16 protein-coding genes and 1 tRNA gene are annotated in these 18476 nt (G+C 45.8%); 6 read left to right on the top strand and 11 right to left on the bottom strand.

All coding sequences use genetic code 11. From position 1 onward, the window contains the following. Positions 1 to 8: 8 nt before the first annotated feature. Positions 9 to 1328: a GGDEF domain-containing response regulator gene (locus tag Q7A_RS14900; RefSeq protein ID WP_014707668.1), complete on the top strand. Its 1320-nt coding sequence runs from the start codon at positions 9 to 11 to the stop codon at positions 1326 to 1328. Here Q7A_RS14900 and prmB read toward each other — a convergent pair. The 7 genes from prmB to hxlA (Q7A_RS14865) form a co-directional block, all read right to left on the bottom strand. Next, positions 1286 to 2248, bottom strand: a complete 963-nt coding sequence (prmB, locus tag Q7A_RS14895; protein ID WP_014707667.1) for a 50S ribosomal protein L3 N(5)-glutamine methyltransferase — start codon at positions 2246 to 2248, stop codon at positions 1286 to 1288. The genes Q7A_RS14900 and prmB overlap by 43 nt on opposite strands. Then, complete coding sequence (leuC, locus tag Q7A_RS14890; RefSeq protein WP_014707666.1) at positions 2248 to 3651, bottom strand: 3-isopropylmalate dehydratase large subunit; 1404 nt, start codon at positions 3649 to 3651, stop codon at positions 2248 to 2250. The genes prmB and leuC overlap by 1 nt, the downstream gene beginning before the upstream one ends. Positions 3652 to 3777: 126 nt before the next feature. Next, positions 3778 to 4317, bottom strand: a complete 540-nt coding sequence (hxlB, locus tag Q7A_RS14885) for a 6-phospho-3-hexuloisomerase (protein ID WP_014707665.1) — start codon at positions 4315 to 4317, stop codon at positions 3778 to 3780. Between the two features lie 11 nt (positions 4318 to 4328). After that, complete coding sequence (gene hxlA / locus Q7A_RS14880) at positions 4329 to 4964, bottom strand: 3-hexulose-6-phosphate synthase (protein WP_014707664.1); 636 nt, start codon at positions 4962 to 4964, stop codon at positions 4329 to 4331. Between the two features lie 158 nt (positions 4965 to 5122). Beyond that, positions 5123 to 6106 carry a transaldolase gene (locus Q7A_RS14875; RefSeq protein WP_014707663.1) on the bottom strand — a complete coding sequence of 328 codons (984 nt, stop codon included), beginning with the start codon at positions 6104 to 6106 and terminating at the stop codon, positions 5123 to 5125. Positions 6107 to 6249: 143 nt separating this feature from the next. Further along, on the bottom strand, positions 6250 to 6564 hold the full coding sequence (locus Q7A_RS14870; protein WP_014707662.1) for a hypothetical protein: 315 nt from the start codon (positions 6562 to 6564) through the stop codon (positions 6250 to 6252). 276 nt (positions 6565 to 6840) lie between these two features. After that, entirely contained in the window at positions 6841 to 7482 is a 642-nt protein-coding gene (hxlA, locus tag Q7A_RS14865) for a 3-hexulose-6-phosphate synthase (protein ID WP_014707661.1), read from the bottom strand. Positions 7483 to 7687: 205 nt separating this feature from the next. On the opposite strand from hxlA (Q7A_RS14865), the gene Q7A_RS14860 reads away from it, so the two are divergent. From Q7A_RS14860 to Q7A_RS14850, 3 genes are all read left to right on the top strand, one after another. Further along, positions 7688 to 8521 carry an HAD-IIA family hydrolase gene (locus tag Q7A_RS14860; protein ID WP_014707660.1) on the top strand — a complete coding sequence of 278 codons (834 nt, stop codon included), beginning with the start codon at positions 7688 to 7690 and terminating at the stop codon, positions 8519 to 8521. Between the two features lie 18 nt (positions 8522 to 8539). Then, positions 8540 to 9529: a dihydroxyacetone kinase subunit DhaK gene (dhaK, locus tag Q7A_RS14855; protein WP_014707659.1), complete on the top strand. Its 990-nt coding sequence runs from the start codon at positions 8540 to 8542 to the stop codon at positions 9527 to 9529. Positions 9530 to 9607: 78 nt separating this feature from the next. Further along, positions 9608 to 9979: a GxxExxY protein gene (locus Q7A_RS14850; RefSeq protein ID WP_014707658.1), complete on the top strand. Its 372-nt coding sequence runs from the start codon at positions 9608 to 9610 to the stop codon at positions 9977 to 9979. 52 nt (positions 9980 to 10031) lie between these two features. Here Q7A_RS14850 and dhaL read toward each other — a convergent pair whose 3' ends face one another. From dhaL to Q7A_RS14835, 3 genes are all read right to left on the bottom strand, one after another. After that, entirely contained in the window at positions 10032 to 10667 is a 636-nt protein-coding gene (gene dhaL, locus Q7A_RS14845; protein ID WP_014707657.1) for a dihydroxyacetone kinase subunit DhaL, read from the bottom strand. Positions 10668 to 10849: 182 nt separating this feature from the next. Further along, entirely contained in the window at positions 10850 to 12046 is a 1197-nt protein-coding gene (locus tag Q7A_RS14840; RefSeq protein WP_014707656.1) for a porin, read from the bottom strand. Between the two features lie 805 nt (positions 12047 to 12851). Beyond that, positions 12852 to 12927, bottom strand: a tRNA-Phe gene (locus Q7A_RS14835). Between the two features lie 71 nt (positions 12928 to 12998). On the opposite strand from Q7A_RS14835, the gene Q7A_RS14830 reads away from it, so the two are divergent. Together Q7A_RS14830 and Q7A_RS14825 are read left to right on the top strand one after the other, a co-directional pair. Beyond that, positions 12999 to 14135: an efflux RND transporter periplasmic adaptor subunit gene (locus tag Q7A_RS14830; RefSeq protein ID WP_014707653.1), complete on the top strand. Its 1137-nt coding sequence runs from the start codon at positions 12999 to 13001 to the stop codon at positions 14133 to 14135. Positions 14136 to 14180: 45 nt separating this feature from the next. Next, positions 14181 to 17303, top strand: a complete 3123-nt coding sequence (locus tag Q7A_RS14825; protein ID WP_014707652.1) for an efflux RND transporter permease subunit — start codon at positions 14181 to 14183, stop codon at positions 17301 to 17303. Between the two features lie 39 nt (positions 17304 to 17342). On the opposite strand, the gene Q7A_RS14820 is transcribed toward Q7A_RS14825, so the two are convergent. Next, positions 17343 to 18458, bottom strand: a complete 1116-nt coding sequence (locus Q7A_RS14820) for a hypothetical protein (protein ID WP_014707651.1) — start codon at positions 18456 to 18458, stop codon at positions 17343 to 17345. Between the last annotated feature and the right edge of the window lie 18 nt (positions 18459 to 18476).

Here is an 18476-nt window from a genome sequence, read left to right as displayed (position 1 = left end):
TTGGCTTAGTGCAAAAACTGAATGCATTAGTAGTAGACGCATCTACTGAATTTCGAAATAAGGCTCGTGCGCTATTATCGGCTGCCGGATTTGAAGTTGACCACGCAGAGACCGGTAATCAGGGTCTTGAACATGCTGGACGTACCCGTTATAGATTAGTCTGTTGTAGTGATGATTTACCCGATATCGTCGGCAGTGAGTTCTGTGGTCAACTGAGAGCCATTAACGGTTACGATTACGCCGCTGTGCTGGTGATGACAGAAACTGATAACGCACGCACCCTTAAACAGGCATTGCTGGCCGGTGCCACGGATATTTTTAGCAAACATGATGAATCTGAGCTGGGCATTTATGTGCAACGGCTCGCTCAACGTGAAACCCGCCAGTTATCCGGTCGGGTACTGTTTATCGAAGATTCCCGGGTTTTACAGACGATTATTATCGATCTACTGACCGATATGGGATTGGATGTCGATTCTTATACCTTTGCAGAAAAGGCATGGGATGCATTCAGTGGTGGTGATTATGATCTGGTGATTACCGATATTATGCTGGAAGGTAGCATGAGTGGTATTACACTGGTCAGAAAAATCCGCCGTCTGCATGAGGACTATGGCAACGTCCCTATTATTGCCACTTCCGGATTTGATAATGTCTCGCGCAAGATTGAGTTATTTCACCTTGGAGTGAATGATTTTGTCTCCAAACCGATTGTTCGGGAAGAATTGCGTCAGCGTGTGTTCAATCACATTACCAGCTACCAGAATTTCCGTGAACTCAGAGCCCAGCAAAACTCCCTATGCAGCCTGGCCATGCTGGATGAGCTGACTCAATTATTTAATCGCCATGCGTTACGTGAATTTGCCGGTAAATATCTGAGCGAAGCGTATCGGTTTAAACGTGATTTGGCGATGGCGGTTATTGATCTGGATCATTTCCGGGCTATTAATGAGCAATATGGTTTTGTTCGTGGCGATAATCTGCTGGCGGAACTAGGTAACTGGTTAAAACGTCACGTACGGGATGTCGATATGATTGCTCGTTGGTCGGGTGAAGAGTTCGTATTGTTATTACCTGGGTGTGACAATCACACCGCTTCCATATTGATGCAACGCATGCAGAAACGACTTACCCGGTTCAAACCTGCCAGTATCGGTATTACTATCAGCGTTGGTGTGGCAACGTTACGTCATGATAAACAGGACACATTAAACAGTCTGTTTGAAATGGCTGATCGTGCTATGTATCAGGCGAAAATGGCAGGCCGAAATTGTGTGCGGATTTATCACGCTGAGTCAGAGAAGCCCGTTAGTGAAATTCTCGAATAAGCCGCTGCAAATTCAGCACATTGATTTTGAGTCAGCATAAATATTCCATGGCCTCCCTGCTCAAGCTCCAGCCACAAAAAGTGAGTCTCCGGCCATCTTTCTTCTACTGCCAGATTACTATTGCCCACTTCAACAAACAATAATCCCTGAGGAGTGAGAAACTTCGCTGCACCAATGATGATCTGCTCTACCAGAGCAAGGCCATTATCAGCAGCCTGCAGCGCATGGACCGGTTCATGATGATACTCAGCTGGCAAGCTGGACATCTCAAGATCCCCCACGTAAGGGGGATTACTGATAATCAAATCATACTGGCGTGATGGCTTTAATTCAGCCCATAGATCTGATTTAATAAGCGTCAGCTCATCTCCGAGCAAATGTTTGTTTTTATTGATCTGTGCGACGCTTAAAGCTTTATCACTGATATCTACGGCATCAACTTCAGCCCCTTCAAACGTCATTGCCAGCACAATCGCGATACAGGCACTGCCAGTACACATATCCAGAATACGTTCGACCGAATCTGCATCCTGTAACCAGGGAGCAAATTGGCTATCAATTAATTCGGCAAAGGGGGAGCGGGGAATAAGGACACGTTCATCGACATAAAAAGGCAGGCCAGCAAACCAGGCTTCATGTGTCAGATAGGGAACAGGTACCCGTTCTTCAATTCGCTGTTTGACCAACTGCAGTAAAGCCTGTTTTTCAGCACTACACAGCCGTGCATCGAGAAACAATTCCGGTAATTCAGTTACCGGAAGTTTCAGGCTATGCAAAATCAGTTGCGTGGCTTCATTAAATGCGTCGGTATTGCCATGACCAAAAAATAATCTGGCTTCTTCAAACCGTGAGGTGGTCCAGCGCAGAAAATCACGCAAGGTACTGAGTTCAGCCTCAGCGGCTTGATAATTGATTGTCATTAATGCGCAGTAATATCAACAAAATGGCCGGCAATTGCGGCGGCTGCCGCCATTGCCGGACTTACCAGATGCGTACGACCACCTTGCCCCTGTCGACCCTCAAAATTGCGATTAGATGTGGAGGCACAATGTTCACCTGCCTCCAGACGATCTGCGTTCATTGCCAGACACATCGAGCAGCCAGGATCTCGCCATTCAAAGCCTGCTTCTACAAAGATTTTATCCAGACCTTCCTGTTCAGCCTGTTGTTTCACCAATCCCGAGCCCGGAACAACCATCGCTTGTTTCACCGTAGCAGAAACTTTTCCGCCTTTAATTGCAGCAGCAGCCTCGCGTAAATCTTCAATACGTGAGTTGGTACAGGAACCGATGAAGACTCTATCCAGACGGATCTCCTGAACTGGCTGGTTCGCATTCAATCCCATGTATTTCAATGCTTTTAGCATGCCATTGCGTTTAACAGCATCACTTTCTGCAGTGGGATCTGGAATGTTGGCATCAACTGGAACCACCATTTCCGGGGAGGTGCCCCAGGTAACCTGAGGTTTGATTTGGTTGGCCTCTAGTACCACGACCTTATCAAAATGGGCATCAGCATCGCTGTGTAAGTCACGCCAGGCTGCAACGGCTTTATCCCAGTTTTCTCCCTTAGGGGCAAAAGGACGATCTTTCAGATAATTAATGGTTGTGTCATCTACAGCGATCATTCCTGCACGGGCACCGGCTTCAATTGTCATATTGCACACGGTCATCCGACCTTCCATGGAGAGAGCCTGAATGGCTTCACCAGCAAATTCAATGGCGTAGCCGGTACCGCCAGCCGTACCAATTTCACCGATAATGGCCAGAACGATATCTTTGGCTGTAATACCTGGGTTTACATGTCCTTCGACTTTGACCAGCATGTTTTTGGATTTGCGTTGAATCAGACATTGCGTTGCCATCACGTGCTCAACTTCCGAGGTGCCGATACCAAAAGCCAATGCACCAAAAGCACCATGGGTAGAGGTATGCGAGTCCCCACACACTACTGTCATACCGGGTAGGGTTGCGCCCTGTTCAGGGCCGACAACATGCACAATACCCTGACGTAAATCATTCAGGCCAAACTCAGTAATACCAAATTGCGCGCAGTTTTGATCCAGCGTTTCAACCTGTAACCGTGAAATCGGATCAGCAATACCCTGTTCGCGATGGCTGGTTGGAACATTATGATCGGGTGTTGCCAGAATTGAATTCAATCGATATGGAATACGGCCCGCCAGGCGCAAGCCTTCAAAAGCCTGCGGAGAGGTGACTTCGTGAACCAAATGACGATCAATATAAATCAGCGCAGTACCATCCTGTTCGCTGCGGATAACATGTTGATCCCATAATTTGTCATAAAGTGTTTTGACGGACATAAATCTCAGAACCGGTTTAATTTAAATAGCTGAACATTATACCGTTTTGAGACACCAGAACGACAGACATAAAAAAACGGGCAACCCGAAGATTGCCCGTTTTTGTTTTACTGCTAAGGACAGTGGTTATTCCATATTAGCGTGTCTATATTTCATTTCTTCTTCTGGAATTCCTTTCTCATGAATTAAATGAGAAACGATGGCTTCCAGGAAAATCAAAGTAGACAATTCAAACATGGTTCCCATTGGCATGCCCTTTGTTGGGGCAAAGCTATTATCAGTACCAATCTGAATTGTTTTATCTGCGATATCACCAATCGTTGAACTGGATTTTGAGCAAATCAAAACCACTTTAGCGTTCTCAGATTTAGCTTTATTCGCAAATGAAACCAGCTGTGTTGTTTCACCAGAACCCGAAATAACGATTAACAAATCGCCTTCACGGATACTAGGCGTACTGATTTCACCTTGAACATAGACAGTATAACCACTATGCATCAGCCTCATACCCAGGAAGTTGCCTACCAGTCTTGAACGACCTGCGCCAGTGATGAAGATACGCTTGGCATCATCACACATAGCAACAAATTCGGCTTCAAGTGAACTGTCAGTTGCTTTCAGAATATCAGTGATTTTGTTTACAACTAGATCACGATGCATTGTCATTTTACTAATCCTTATGCTGCGTCAACCAATGCACGCAGTTCTTTAGCAGATTCTGCTGGAGAAGGTGCGCCATAGATTGCAGCACCAACAACAACGATATCAGCACCAGCACGAACTGTGCTTTGGATGGTGTCTTTGTTGATACCACCAGCAACAGAAACTTTAACATTCAGACCCAGACCAGCGATGGTTTTCAGATCTTCGAATGGAGTTTGACCAGCAGCTTGAGCGTCCAGACCAGTGTGAACACCGATGATGTGCGCGCCGTTGGCAGCAGCTTGTTTTGCAACAGCAGATTTGTCTTCAACACCGATCAAATCGATTTGAGCTTCTGCATTATTAGCGTTTGCAGCTTTGATAACACCTTTCATGGTCGCTTCATCAGAAGCACCCAATACAGTAGTGATATCACCACCAGCTTCAAAGAAAGGAGTTGCTTCGTATTCACCAGCATCCATAGTTTTCAGGTCAACCAGAATTTTCTTGTCTGGGTGAGCAGCTTTCAGAGCTTTAACTAATTTCAGACCGTTGTATTTGATGCAAGGTGTACCGATTTCCAGAATATCGACGTAAGGTGCGACTTGTTCAGCCAGCGCCATAGTTGCGTCAAAATCCAATGAATCCAGAGCCATTTGAATTTCAGCCATGTGTATTTACTCCTAAAAATTTTAATAAAAATTATTGCCACGCTTCGCAGTGCGGGCGGGACTATAGTTCAGAATTTGGCGATAAGTCAATTGAGCCAAAATCTGTTGAATCAGGTTGCGGATGATCCGCAACCTGATTGCAGATTGCTAATCAATAATTAGCTTTCCAGATTTGCCAGACGTGTAGCCAGCAGTTCTTCCAGTGATTCCAGTGCTTTGGCAAAACCATCAATACCTTCTGACAGTTTTTCTGCCGCCATGCGGTTTTCTGCATGCATGGCATCGAAAGTGGCTTTGTCCAAATTCAGTTCTGCAACATCAGATTGAGCTGCAACTTCTGGAGACAGTTTACGCTCCAGAGTGCCTTCTGTGTTTTGTAATTCATCCAGCAGTGCGGGTGAAATGGTCAGCAAGTCAACGCCCGCCAATTCAGTAATTTCACCAACGTTACGGAAACTTGCACCCATAACTTCAGTGTTATAACCAAATTTTTTGTAGTAGCTGTAAATTTCAGTGACTGACAAAACGCCTGGATCTTCGTTTGATGGATAAGAATCACGACCAGTATCTTTTTTGTACCAATCGAGGATACGGCCCACAAACGGAGAAATCAGGGTAATGCCATTTTCTGCACAGGCTACGGCTTGATGCAAACCAAACAGCAGTGTCAGGTTACAATGAATACCTTCTTTTTCCAAAACGGCTGCAGCCTGAATGCCTTCCCATGTAGAAGCAATTTTGATCAGAATACGATCACGTGAAACACCCGCTGCTTCGTATTGTGCAATCAGGTCACGACCTTTGGCGATAGTGGCTTCAGTGTCATAAGAAAGACGTGCATCTACTTCAGTAGAGACACGACCTGGAATGATTTCCAGAATTTTCAGACCAAAGGATACGGCCAAACGGTCAAAAGCCAGAGAGACAACCTCAGATGCAGGTGCATCAGCGCCAAGCGATTGACGTGCTGCTTTCAATGTATCGTCAACAATACCTTGATACTGTGGCATTTGTGCTGCAGCAGTAATCAGTGATGGATTAGTTGTTGCATCACGCGGAGTGTATTTTTCAATTGCTTGAATATCACCCGTATCAGCAACAACGACGGTCATTTGCTTTAATTGATCAAGTAAATTCGCCATTTTCTTACCTTCTTGAGTTAGTTTTTAGAGCGGTTGAGCTTAATAATTTTAAAGTCACGAAAATGCTTGCCGGTGGAATACCGTGCTAATTCCCTGCCATGCATGTTTTATGGCGGGTATGTTAATTCGTAAAAAAGGGTTCGTTAAGCTTTACTGCGAATGTAACGCTCAACACCGGTTAATGGAGCAGCGTTAGCTTTACTGCGAATATATTTTTCAACACCTGTTATTGATTTATTTGCTGACAGTTGGTTGCGAATATATTTTTCAACCCCAGTTAATTTTGAACTGCTTTGTGATTGGTTGCGAATGTAACGTTCTACACTGGTCAAACCATCATTTGTCTTTTTCGGTGCTGCTGCAGTTTTTTGTTCCGGCTTGCAACAACTATTGTTGTCAGATGAAAACAAGCCATTAAAAAAGCTGCAGATTGAAGCAAAAAATCCTTTATCACTCATGATTATACCCCTGTTACATTCTTAACCCCATCTGCCCAACATGATGAGGTTGGTGCAACGGGTAAATTACTATTTTAGATCCTGTGTGGCAAGCCAGCAGGTTTGCAGACTACGGATTATAATCACGCTCTGCTGTTTTTGACCAATTTATCTGCATGGACAATAACTTACTACCGGCAGGACTTGCACAGCAAAATCCCGGATGAGTCAGCGAAGCGTAAAAAAAACGAGTGGCACAGGGCCACTCGCTCTTATTCATGCTACTGTTTGTTCTGCTTACGCAGCATCAACCAGTGCGCGCAGTTCTTTAGCAGATTCTGCTGGTGAAGGTGCGCCGTAAATTGCAGCACCAACGACAACAATCGTTGCGCCTGCTTGAATGGTTTTCTGGATAGTGTCTTTGTTCAAGCCACCCGCAACAGAAATACGTACACCCAGATTCAATGAGGCAATATCTTGCAGATCAGCAAATGGTGTTTGACCGGCAGCTTGCGCATCCAAACCAGTGTGAACACCAATGATTTGCGCACCGTTTTTAGCGGCTTCAGTTGCAACAGCTTTTTTGTCTTTAACGCTGATCAAGTCAATTTGAGCTTCTGCATTGTTAGCATTGGCTGCTTTGATAACGCCGCCCATTGTTGCTTTATCTGAAACGCCCAGAACAGTACAGATATCTGCGCCTGCTTCATAGAATGGCGTTGATTCGTACTCGCCCGCATCCATTGTTTTCAGGTCAACCAGAATCAGGTTGTTAGGGAATTTGGTTTTCAGTGCAGTGACGATTTCCAAGCCATTGTATTTGATGCAAGGAGTACCAACTTCCAGAATGTCGACATAAGGTGCAACTTGTTCTGCCAATGCGAGAGTTTGATCGAAGTCCAGAGAATCCAGAGCCATTTGGATAAGTGCTTTTGCCATGCTGACATGCTCCTAATAATTGATTTAATTTGTGGTTTTACGTTGAAAATACGCTCGCAGACTATAAAGCACAAGGTTCATTTATGTCAATTTTTCCGGGTTTTAACCGATTTTCGCGTTTGTTTATAACTGGACAGTCTATTTTGTTCTGTGCGACGCTTTTTGGCGTTTCACTTTAATTACACTATTTGATAAGCAGGTAATCATGCAAACAATCAACGACCTGGGTGCATTCATCATCGATATGGATGGTGTCTTATGGCAGGGAAGCAAACCATTGCCGGGATTAATAGAATTTTTTTCTACGTTGCGCGCCAAAAAAATTCCATTTGTGCTCGCGACAAATAATGCCAGTCTGACGCAACAGCAATATCTAAAAAAACTGGCAGATATGGGCGTTGAGGTGTCAGCCAACGAGATTCTGACCTCCAGTATGGCGACTGCCCGTTATCTGGTTGATACCTTGCCAGCAACGAAACGACGGGTATTTGTCATCGGCGAGTCTGGTCTTATAGAACCTTTGCAACAGCAGGGTTTTACCGTGACCTCAACCTATTATCCTAGTGAACCTGATGCAGAAACGGATGATATCTGGGCGGATATTGTGGTTTCTGGTTTGGATAGGCAACTGAACTGGAACAAATTGGCCACGGCAACCTTAAATCTCCGGGCTGGTGCAGAATTCTATGCGACTAACGCCGATACGACCTTACCCACTGAATTGGGTGAAGTTATGGGAAATGGTGGTGTGCTGGCAGCATTAACCGCAGCGACAGGGATTGAGCCCATTGTCATTGGTAAACCTGAACCCATTTTGTATCAACAAGCTTTTGAAATTCTGGGTACTGATAAACATAATACAATCGCCATCGGTGACCGATTGAACACAGATATTTTAGGGGCCGTGAATGCCGGTATGCGCAGTATTATGGTGCTAACGGGAGTGTCATCTGAAGCTGATCTGGCGGAGATTGATTACAAACCGGATTGGGTTTTCCAGGACATTCAGGAAATAACAGCGTTATTAAAACAGCTCTAAAGAGAGAGGAGTGAGAGAATGAAAAAAATAATTAATCACGTTGATAATCTGCTTGATGAAAGCCTGAATGGCTTTGCCAAAGCACATCAGGATATCGTTTCGCTACAACAGCAGCCTGCATTTATACGTCGTGCAACTATTTCAACAGAACCAAAAGTTGCAGTTATCTCTGGCGGTGGTTCAGGCCATGAACCACTGCATACCGGACTGGTAGGCAAAGGTATGCTGGATGCCGCCTGCCCGGGACAGATCTTCACCTCTCCGACACCGGATCAAATGCTGGCCGCGGCAGAATCCGTTGAAAATGGCGCGGGCGTGTTGTTTATCGTTAAAAATTACGCTGGCGATGTGATGAACTTTGAAATTGCCGCTGAAATGCTGGAATGTCAGCACGAAACAGTATTGGTAAAAGATGATGTTTCGTTACCTGAAGCCCATAGCACTGGCCGTCGAGGTGTTGCGGGAACCTTGATTGTTGAGAAAATGGTCGGTGCTGCGGCTGAGCAAGGTAAAGATTTAAACCAGTGTAAAAATCTTGGTGATCGTGTAGCCAATAACACCGCATCAATGGGCTTTGCGTTAACCAGTTGCACTGTTCCAGCCGCAGGTCGGCCAACTTTTGAGCTCAGTGAAAACGAAATTGAAATGGGCGTGGGTATCCACGGCGAAAGAGGGCGCGAACCGATGACCATGAGCTCCGCCGAAGAGCTGGTTCAACATGTCACCGCGGCGATTGATAAAGAATTAAATCCTCAACCAGGACAACAGGTGCTTTTGCATGTAAATGGCTTTGGTGCGACGCCATTGATGGAGCTTTATCTGGTGTTCGATTTAGCCGCTAAATTCTGGGAAGAAAAAGGTGTTGAAATCAAACGCTCTTTAGTGGGTAACTACACAACATCTCTCGACATGGCTGGTTGCTCGGTAACACTAACATTACTGGATGAAGAAATGACTGCCTTATGGGATGCCCCCGTGCATACCGCAGCACTTCGTTGGGGCTGTTAAAAGAGTTAACCACAGAGACACAGAGGGCACAGAGATAGTGATAGATTTCTAGATGGTAATGTCTCAAGGAGGAGACTTATGAGTAATGAGTTAACAGGTGAAATTATTGGTGCGGCAATTGAGGTGCATCGTCAAATCGGGCCAGGTCTTTTAGAAACTATTTATGAGGAATGCCTTATAAGTGAGTTGCAAAATAAGGGATTAAAACTTTCAAGTCAGCATTCACTGCCGATAATCTACAAAGGAAAGCAACTAAATTCAGTCTATCGACTCGATTTGCTGGTTGAAAATGAAGTTATCGTGGAGTTAAAAACTGTAGAGAGCCTCTCAGGACTCCATAAGGCTCAACTTTTAACTTATCTGAAACTAGCAAAGCTCAGATATGGTTTATTACTCAACTTTAATGTTCCAATGATGCGACAAGGCATCGTGAGACTGCTAAACGATTAACTCTTTATTCTGTATGTTTTTTTTATTCTCTGTGCCCTCTGTGTCTCTGTGGTTAATGATTTTCAATAATCACATCAGCAATAGCACAGAGCATCAGCTGGCTGGTGCGGGCGCCGGCATCGATATGTCCCCGGGCGCGTTCACCCAGGAATGAAGCGCGGCCTTTGGTGGCGAGCATCTCTTTGGTGGATTCCATTCCTTCGATCGCCGCTGTTTTCATCTGTTCCAGTGCTACTGGTAATGCCTCATGATTCACCAGGCTTTGTTGCAGGCTTGCCGCGGCAGGAATCAAAGTATCCAGCATGGTTTTCTCACCGATATCCGCTTTGCCGCGGGCTTTAACGGAACCCACACCGGCCTGAAAAATATCGGCCATACTGGCGAAATCTACCGATTTGTCTTTAGCTTGCTTGCCCATCGTGACAAACATCGACCCAAACAGTGAGCCAGAGGCCCCGCCCATGGTGGACATCAGTGTCATGCCGATTTTGCTCAATGCAGCAGCTAACTCCATTTGTTCTATTTCATCGATATTTTTTAATAGAGCCTCAATTCCCCGTTGCAGGTTGATCAGATGATCGCCATCACCAATAGCCTGATCCAGTTGAGCGATTTCATCGGCATGCCGATCAATGGTGTCTTTAATCGACTGGATAAAGGGGGATAATGAAATACGGGTAGATGACATACAAACCTCATATTATCGGAATGCCAATAAGCTTAGGGGAGTTGAGCAGGTTTGAAAACCCGAAATCTTAATCTTTAATGCTGATTATGCTGTGAAGTGCAGAAGCAAAAAAAAGCCCCAACCCGAAGGTTGAGGCTTTTTATCAGTTTTAAACTAAACCAGAAGGTTTAGAAAATAACTGCTTACCAACTGATGAAACCACCGATAGCCAGAACATCAACTTCATCTTCGTCAGATTGAAGGTGGTATTCAGTTTCCATGCGTGAGTATTCAGCAACCAATTTCAGGTTAGCTGTAACATCATGGTAAACACCAATGGTGTACATTGAGTTTGTATCTAAATCACCAAAGTTCGATCCAGCAGCAGCTGAGTCATCACGCTCAAGCGTAGATTCACCGTATGAACCAGCGACAAAGGTTTGTCCACCAAAACGGTAACCTAATTGCGCGTAATAACCATCGCCGTCACGGGCATCAGAACCACCGTTTTTGAATGCTCCAAGACCTAAACCACCAATACCTTGGCCTTTGCCATCGTAGTAGGCAGCTACAGCTTCAAAACCACCTAGTACTAATTGACCACCGACGGTATAAGCATTAGCTTTAATGCTATCTAAATTTGCATAGCTAACTTTTTGAGTCATGCCATCTAACCACAATTTAGCTGAACCGCCATCAAATGCAGTGCCGTAGCTTAAAGAGGCTTCATAACGTGCATCTTTTTCATATCCAGCCGCATCACGAGCTTCTAAGAAGTCATCACCATCGGCAACAGCTAAAGCAACTTTGAAACCAGCCATATCGACTGAAGTCCAGCGAATTTGTGAACGCCAGTTAGCGTACTCATAACCCCAACCAATACGACCTAAAGAGGTAGTACCTGTGTTTTGATCATTAGCAGCAATAACGCTGGTTGCACCAACACCATATAAAGTTTGATCTAACAAAATGTTGTTAGCTGCATAAAGACCTAAGCCTTTACCTAACATGATCTGACCGAAAGCACCGTCTACTGTCGCAAATGCTTCACGTTGCTCCATGTTACCGCTTGCATTACCATTGTCGCTATTAAAATAGCTGCCATTGTTTGTAGATGGGGAGATTGAAACACGCGCTGCAACAGTCAAACCATTAATTTCTGGAGCTTTAACATTGAAACCAAAGAAAGTTGGTAACAGGCCGTTCGCTACGCCTTGGTTGTTTTGATCGTAGGCGCCATTCGCGCTGTCTTGATCTGAAGCGATGAAGAACTGGTTGATGTTACCGTCAACGCTGAATTCATATCCGTTTTCGCCGCCAACAACGATTGTAGCGTTAGCTGCGCCGGCTGCTGCGAATGCCGCTGCGCCGACTAATGTAGCAAGTGTAGTTTTTTTCATGTCTGTTCACCTTCTAGTTGTTAACAGATTACTTTAAGTATCTCTCGTAACCGGAATGTTTCGCGGTTAAGAGTGTATTTTCCACATCTACAAAACCTTTGCAACACTTTTACAACAAAAAAATGTGAATTTGGTCATTTAGATACGAATGTGTGTTTTTTTTACCACAGCGAAGGTTTTCTATCTATATATGTAGGGCAAAAACGAAATTAACCACGGAGGCACAGAGGGCACAGAGATTTGATAGATATTTATCCGCAGATTACGCAGATTTTCGCAGATATTAAAGGTGCTTTCATTGAGGTAGCTTTGTAGCCAGCCTATGTTTGGATATTAAAGTTAACCATGGAGACACAGAAACCAAGAAGCCCCGTTTAAATAGTTGTCATCGCAGCGTAAGTTGGGTTGAACCAGTGAAACCCAACATCACCCATTCTTCAGCGCCTGAATTAATCAAAATCAATCTAGCTCTGTTGATAGGCCGAAGAGCCAGTCAATTAAGTTTTTAATGCCTAATCTGCGTTCATCTGTGAAATCTGCGGATTACATTTCTTACTACTAATATTCAGGGGACAGCGGCTTTAGCTCTAAAATGTAATCTCGTGCCCCCTGTACCTCTGAGGTGAATATTCATATCTAATGAAGAGGGTTGCGGCCAACAAGACAACTTTATATCTGCGAAAATCTGCGTAATCTGCGGATAAATATCTATCAACACTCTGTCATCAGTGGTTTGTTATCAAAGGCAGGAATAACAGCCAATAAAAAAGCCCGGGTTGCAATGCAAACCGGGCTTTGAATTCGATGGTGGCTCGACCTGGAATCGAACCAGGGACACAGGGATTTTCAATCCCTTGCTCTACCAACTGAGCTATCGAGCCAACAAGGTGCGGTATTAAACCTGCACGCGTGCTTGCTGTCAAGTCATGTTCAGCATCCCGGGAATTTCTCCTTGTGGCATTTAGACAGCCATGCTGTAATGACGGGCAGTTTTGCATCGGGGCAGCAAATAAAAATGAATTCCAGTCAGCGTATTTTATTGTGGATCGTCAGTGTTTTAGCGATAGTTGCAGCACTTTATTTTTTATCGCCATTACTTGATTCACTTGTCCCTGCAGAGAAACATCTTGTTGACGATCATGATGACAATGATAGTGATGACGAGGTGGAGAATCATCAGTTTGCGCTGTCGGTTGAGTTAACCGAAGCCGCACAGAAAATGGCCTCCATCGAAAGTCAGACGTTGATGGAAAGTTTCTATACCCCCGAAATACGAGCTATGGCAGTGGTTATACCGACCCGGGAGCTGCAATTAGCCCACTCGCGCTGCTCTGAAGCAAAAATGAACCTTCGTATGGCTAAGGTCAATCAACAGGGGATGAGTAAAGAGTTATCGCGTTTAAAAACGCTTCAGCAAGCCACTGGAAGCGTGGCTTCAAAAGAAGTGAACTATGCGCAAACTAATTTATCGCTCGCTCAGGCTGAATCCGAGTTAAAACAGCAACTAGTAGACAATTGTCACGCTGAAGTTCGTCAGCAATGGCCTCAACCCGTTGCGGATTGGATTATTAACGGTGGAGAACAATTCAATCTGCTGATGTCACGCAAACAGACTCTTCTTAAAGTCACGTTGCCACCAAAACAAAGCTTATCCCAGCGTGTTGATACCCTACGTTGGCAGCAAACCAACCAGCAACATAATGTAGGTCAGGCGCAACGGCTTGCCGCTGCCATCAGTGTCGATCCGGTGTTAAGTGGCGAGACCTGGTTTTTTCTGAACAAATCATCCTCTTTGCAGGAAGGTGCAAAGTTACAGGTATGGGTGCCTACTGAGCAGGGTGCATTTTCAGCGGTGCTGATTCCGTATCAGTCAGTGGTCTGGTACGCGGGCCAGCCATGGGCCTATTTGCGCATGGATGATCAGCGTTTTCAGCGTATTTCGTTACTGAATGGTCATGACTCGGTGGAAGGTATTTATCTGCAGGAGGGATTCCATCCAGGTGATGCGGTTGTGACCTCAGGTGCTCAGACATTGTTATCAGAAGAGTTCAAATGGCAAATTCATGATGAAGACGATGATGATGACTAGCCAAATCATCAGTACCTCCTTATTCGATAATTAACAGGAACACGGATGCTTTCTCATTTAGTTGCCTTTTCGGTTCGTGCCCGCGGTGTGGTATTGGCATTAGCGTTATTAATGTTGGGCTATGGTTCCTATCAGCTCTACAAAGCCAGTCTGGATGTGTTTCCAGAGTTTGCTCCGAAGCAGGTCATTATTCAGACTGAAGCGTCAGGATTTACCGCCGAGCAGGTGGAAACCCTGGTGACGCAACCGATTGAAAACGCACTGGGTGGTCTTCCGGATGTGATGTTTGTACGTTCAGCTTCGACGCCCGGATTGTCCGTTGTGATCATTACCTTTGAAGATCGAAGCGATATTTATCTTAACCGCCAGTTGGTGTCTGAGCGGTTGATGCCAGCACAGGGACAATTACCGCAGGGCGTTGGGCCCGCTTTAATGGTGCCCCTGGAATCTTCTTCCGGCACCATCATGACCATCGGGTTAACATCCGATCAGCAGAGCCTGATGCGACTGCGGGAAATGGTGGACTGGACATTAACCCCCAGATTGCTTGCCGTTGACGGGGTAGCTGATATCAATGTGTTTGGTGGTGCAGAGAAGCAAATGCAGATCCAGCTCGATCCGCAAAAACTGGCTTTATACCAGCTGTCGCCCATGGATATCGTTACAGCTGCCCGGGAAGCTACTGTATTACAAGGCAGCGGATTTATTGAAAACAGTAACCAGCGCATGATGTTGCAAGTGGTCGGATTCCCAGTGAGTGCTGAAACAATGGCGAAAGTAGTCATTCGTCAGCAGGGACAGTCTGTGCTGCATTTGGGTGATGTGGCAACCATCGAATATGGCCCAGCACCCGCCATCGGCGGCGCCGCAGTCAGTGGTGAACCTGGCATTGTATTGATGGTAATCGGTCAATATAAAGCCAATACTCTGGCAGTAACCCAAGCCATCGAAACGGCGTTGAATGAGTTTCGTGATGGGTTTGAAGTCGATGGTATTGAGTTACATGCCGATTTATTCCGTCCGGCTAATTACATTCAAACTTCCCTGGCGAATATCCAACATCATCTGCTGGTCGGTGGTAGTCTGGTGCTGTTAGTGCTGTTTTTATTCCTGTTCAATTTGCGCACGGCGATTATTTCGATGACAGCCATACCGCTGTCATTGTTTGCTGCGTTGATAGTGCTGCTGGAATTCGGGGTCAACATCAATATTATGGTGCTGGGTGGTTTGGCTATCGCGCTGGGTGAAGTGGTTGATGATGCGATTATTGATACCGAGAATATTTTCCGACGGCTGCGTGAAAACGCCGCTTTAAAAGAACCCCGCCCAGTGATTCAGATTGTCTATGAAGCCTCAATGGAAGTCCGTGGTTCGGTTGTTTATGCCAGTTTAATTGTGATGCTGGTTTTTGTGCCTTTATTAACTCTGGGCGGAGTGGCTGGACGAATGTTCGAGCCATTAGGTCAGGCTTATATTCTGGCGATTCTGGCTTCGTTACTTGTGGCGTTAACGGTCACACCGGCTTTATGTCATACGTTACTTAGTCGGATTGGGGTTACCCGAACTTCTGAGCCACCACTGATCCACTGGCTGCAAATCCTCTATGGCCGCGTCTTAAAAGTCACATGTCAATTTCCCAAACTGATGATAATCAGCGTATTGGTGTTGTGTGTTGCTGGAGCCAGTTTATTGCCTTTTTTTGGTGGACGTTTCCTGCCAGAGCTGCGTGAGGGGCATTACATTATTCACACCGCAAGTGTGCCCGGTACCTCGCTGGAGGAATCCTTGCGAATTGGCGGGTTGATTGAACAGCAGGTAGCTGCAATACCTGGGGTACGAGCCACATCACAATGGGCAGGACGTGCAGAGCGCGGCGCCGATACATTTGGCACCCATTACAGTGAATATGAAGTGGACCTGGAGCCTCTTTCGGGGCCTGAGCAACAAGTTATTCTGGATGAAATTCGTGAAATTCTGGAAGCGTTTCCGGGCATCAGTTCTGAAGTAAACACCTTCCTGACCGAGCGGATTGATGAAACCATTTCCGGTTATACCTCGCCGGTGGTAGTCAATATATACGGCTATGATCTGGATGCACTTGATTATAAAGCGCGCGAAGTGGCTGAGGTGATGGCGGATATTGAGGGAGCCACAGATATCCAGTTGCGTGCTCCGCCGGGGGAACCCCAGCTGCAATTACGCATTAAACTCGAAGAATTACCTCAGTGGGGTCTGCAGCCCGCGACGGTAATGCAGAATATCAAAGCAGCATTTGATGGTATTCAGGTTGGGCAGATATCTGAGGGGAACCGTTTGTTTGATATTCGCGTGGTGTTGCCACCCGACTTGCGTGAACAGCCACATCAGATTCTGAGTATGCCATTACGTACTTCAGATAACAGGATGTTGACTCTGGGGGATGTCGCTGAGTTACAACAGGTTTCCGGCAGACATGCGATTCTGCATCATGGGGCTCAGCGATTGCAAACGATTACCTGTAATGTCACCGGACGCGATTTACGTTCATTTTTCCAGGAACTGCAACAACGGGTCCATGAGGATGTGCAGTTCGATGCAGATACCTATCCCGAGTTTACCGGTACAGCTGTTGCTGAGGCTGAATCACGTAAGGATCTGATGATTCATTCCGTTCTGGTTGGACTCATCGTAATCATTTTATTGTATATGGCACTGCGCAGTGTGCGTAATACCTGGCTGGTGTTACTGAATTTACCCTTTTCGCTATTGGGTGGTGTGGTGGCAGCCTGGGTAACAGGAGGGGTGCTATCGATTGGTTCGCTGGTGGGGTTTGTGACGCTGTTTGGCATTACCCTGCGAAATGCCATTATGCTGGTCTCACATTATCAGCATCTGATTGAACATGAGGGTAAGGCCTGGGTGATGGAAACCGCTATTCAGGGAGCGCTGGAGCGTCTGCCATCGATTTTAATTACGGCGCTGGTCACGGCGTTGGCGATGTTGCCAATAGCAATTAACGCCGACAGCCCGGGTCGCGAAATTATGGGGCCGATGGCGGCCATTATTATCGGCGGGCTGATTTCATCAACGTTGCTGACTTTACTGGTATTGCCCAGTGTGATGCTTCGATATGGTGAGTTTAACAAGCAACGACTCACTCAAACGGAAACCACCATGCAAAGGCAATAATGCCAAGCACAATCAGGATCAAAATAATTTCAACAATCATCAGCGACCGATAGCAAAAGTTTCTGTTGTATTGTTGCGTTGCTCAGCAAAGAATTGGTAAATCTGTTTAATTTCATCACTGGAAAAGCGGATTAAAATCAGTTCCTGTCCGGGACGGATCAGGTCAGGATCATAGCCCATGGTGTGAGTGTTGAAGTTATAAACGTAACTGGTCGATACTTTATCATGCAGGATCTTGCCTAAAAATGAACTTAGTCCGGTGGGCAACGGTTCATCTGCATCCGCCGGAATCAGTACACTGACTTTTTGGTCTGAGCCATCTCGCTGCAGGCGGATTCCCTGTCGAAAATTGCGAATCAAGCCGGTCTGGATAATACCCCAGAGACCTTGAATATCTTCTTCCGTTACCCGGTGCAGATAAAACAGACTGTCCTGCATTTCTTCTGAATCACTATCAATTAAGTCGGCGATATCCAGCTTTTGTACACCACGACTGATGGTGACGGAAATTTCCTGATCCTCTGGAATACCTGACTCGGCCAGCTCGCTTGCTTTAAGCTGTTTGACCTGTTTCTGCTGACGGATTTGAGTTACTGGCGCCTGGTGATCAATATCTTCACGTTTTAACAGCTCTACCAGCGGGGCGGTAATGGTCTCGCCCTGTTCAGTCACGATGGTAATCGGCGCGATATGATCCTCTTCCTGAGTTTCCAATTCCTGCAAGGTGGTATCTTCACGGGTTTCTTCGGTATAGCGAAGGGTTACCGGGGTATCATCGCTGAGCGATTTGTCATCCATCAGACTTTTTAATGTGGTGACGCGTTGTTCGAGTTCTGGCAGAGCAATAATGCTGTCCGGGCGGACAAACATATCGTCATATTCATTAATAATGATCGTATCTGCATCAGACTTCGCCAGATTATCTACAAATGCTTCTGCTTCCTGTTCCCGAATGGTTTCACTATCCGGAACATCATCAGCGGAGCGAATAATTTCCAGCGGTAAATCAGGTTCGATTACTTCTATCGGCGGGTCGACGGTTAATTCACTTCGATTTGGCGGCGCATCACTCCATAACAGATAGCCAAACAGTAATATCACGATAACAGCGAGTATTGCCGCGATGATTGTGGAACCTGTACGGGTTCGATCCATTTGAAAACCGCCTCAGTG

Source organism: Methylophaga nitratireducenticrescens (assembly GCF_000260985.4).
Classification (GTDB): Bacteria; Pseudomonadota; Gammaproteobacteria; order Nitrosococcales; family Methylophagaceae; genus Methylophaga; species Methylophaga nitratireducenticrescens.
Note: the sequence above shows the minus strand (reverse complement) of the source record. Positions and strands in the feature narration are given on the sequence as shown.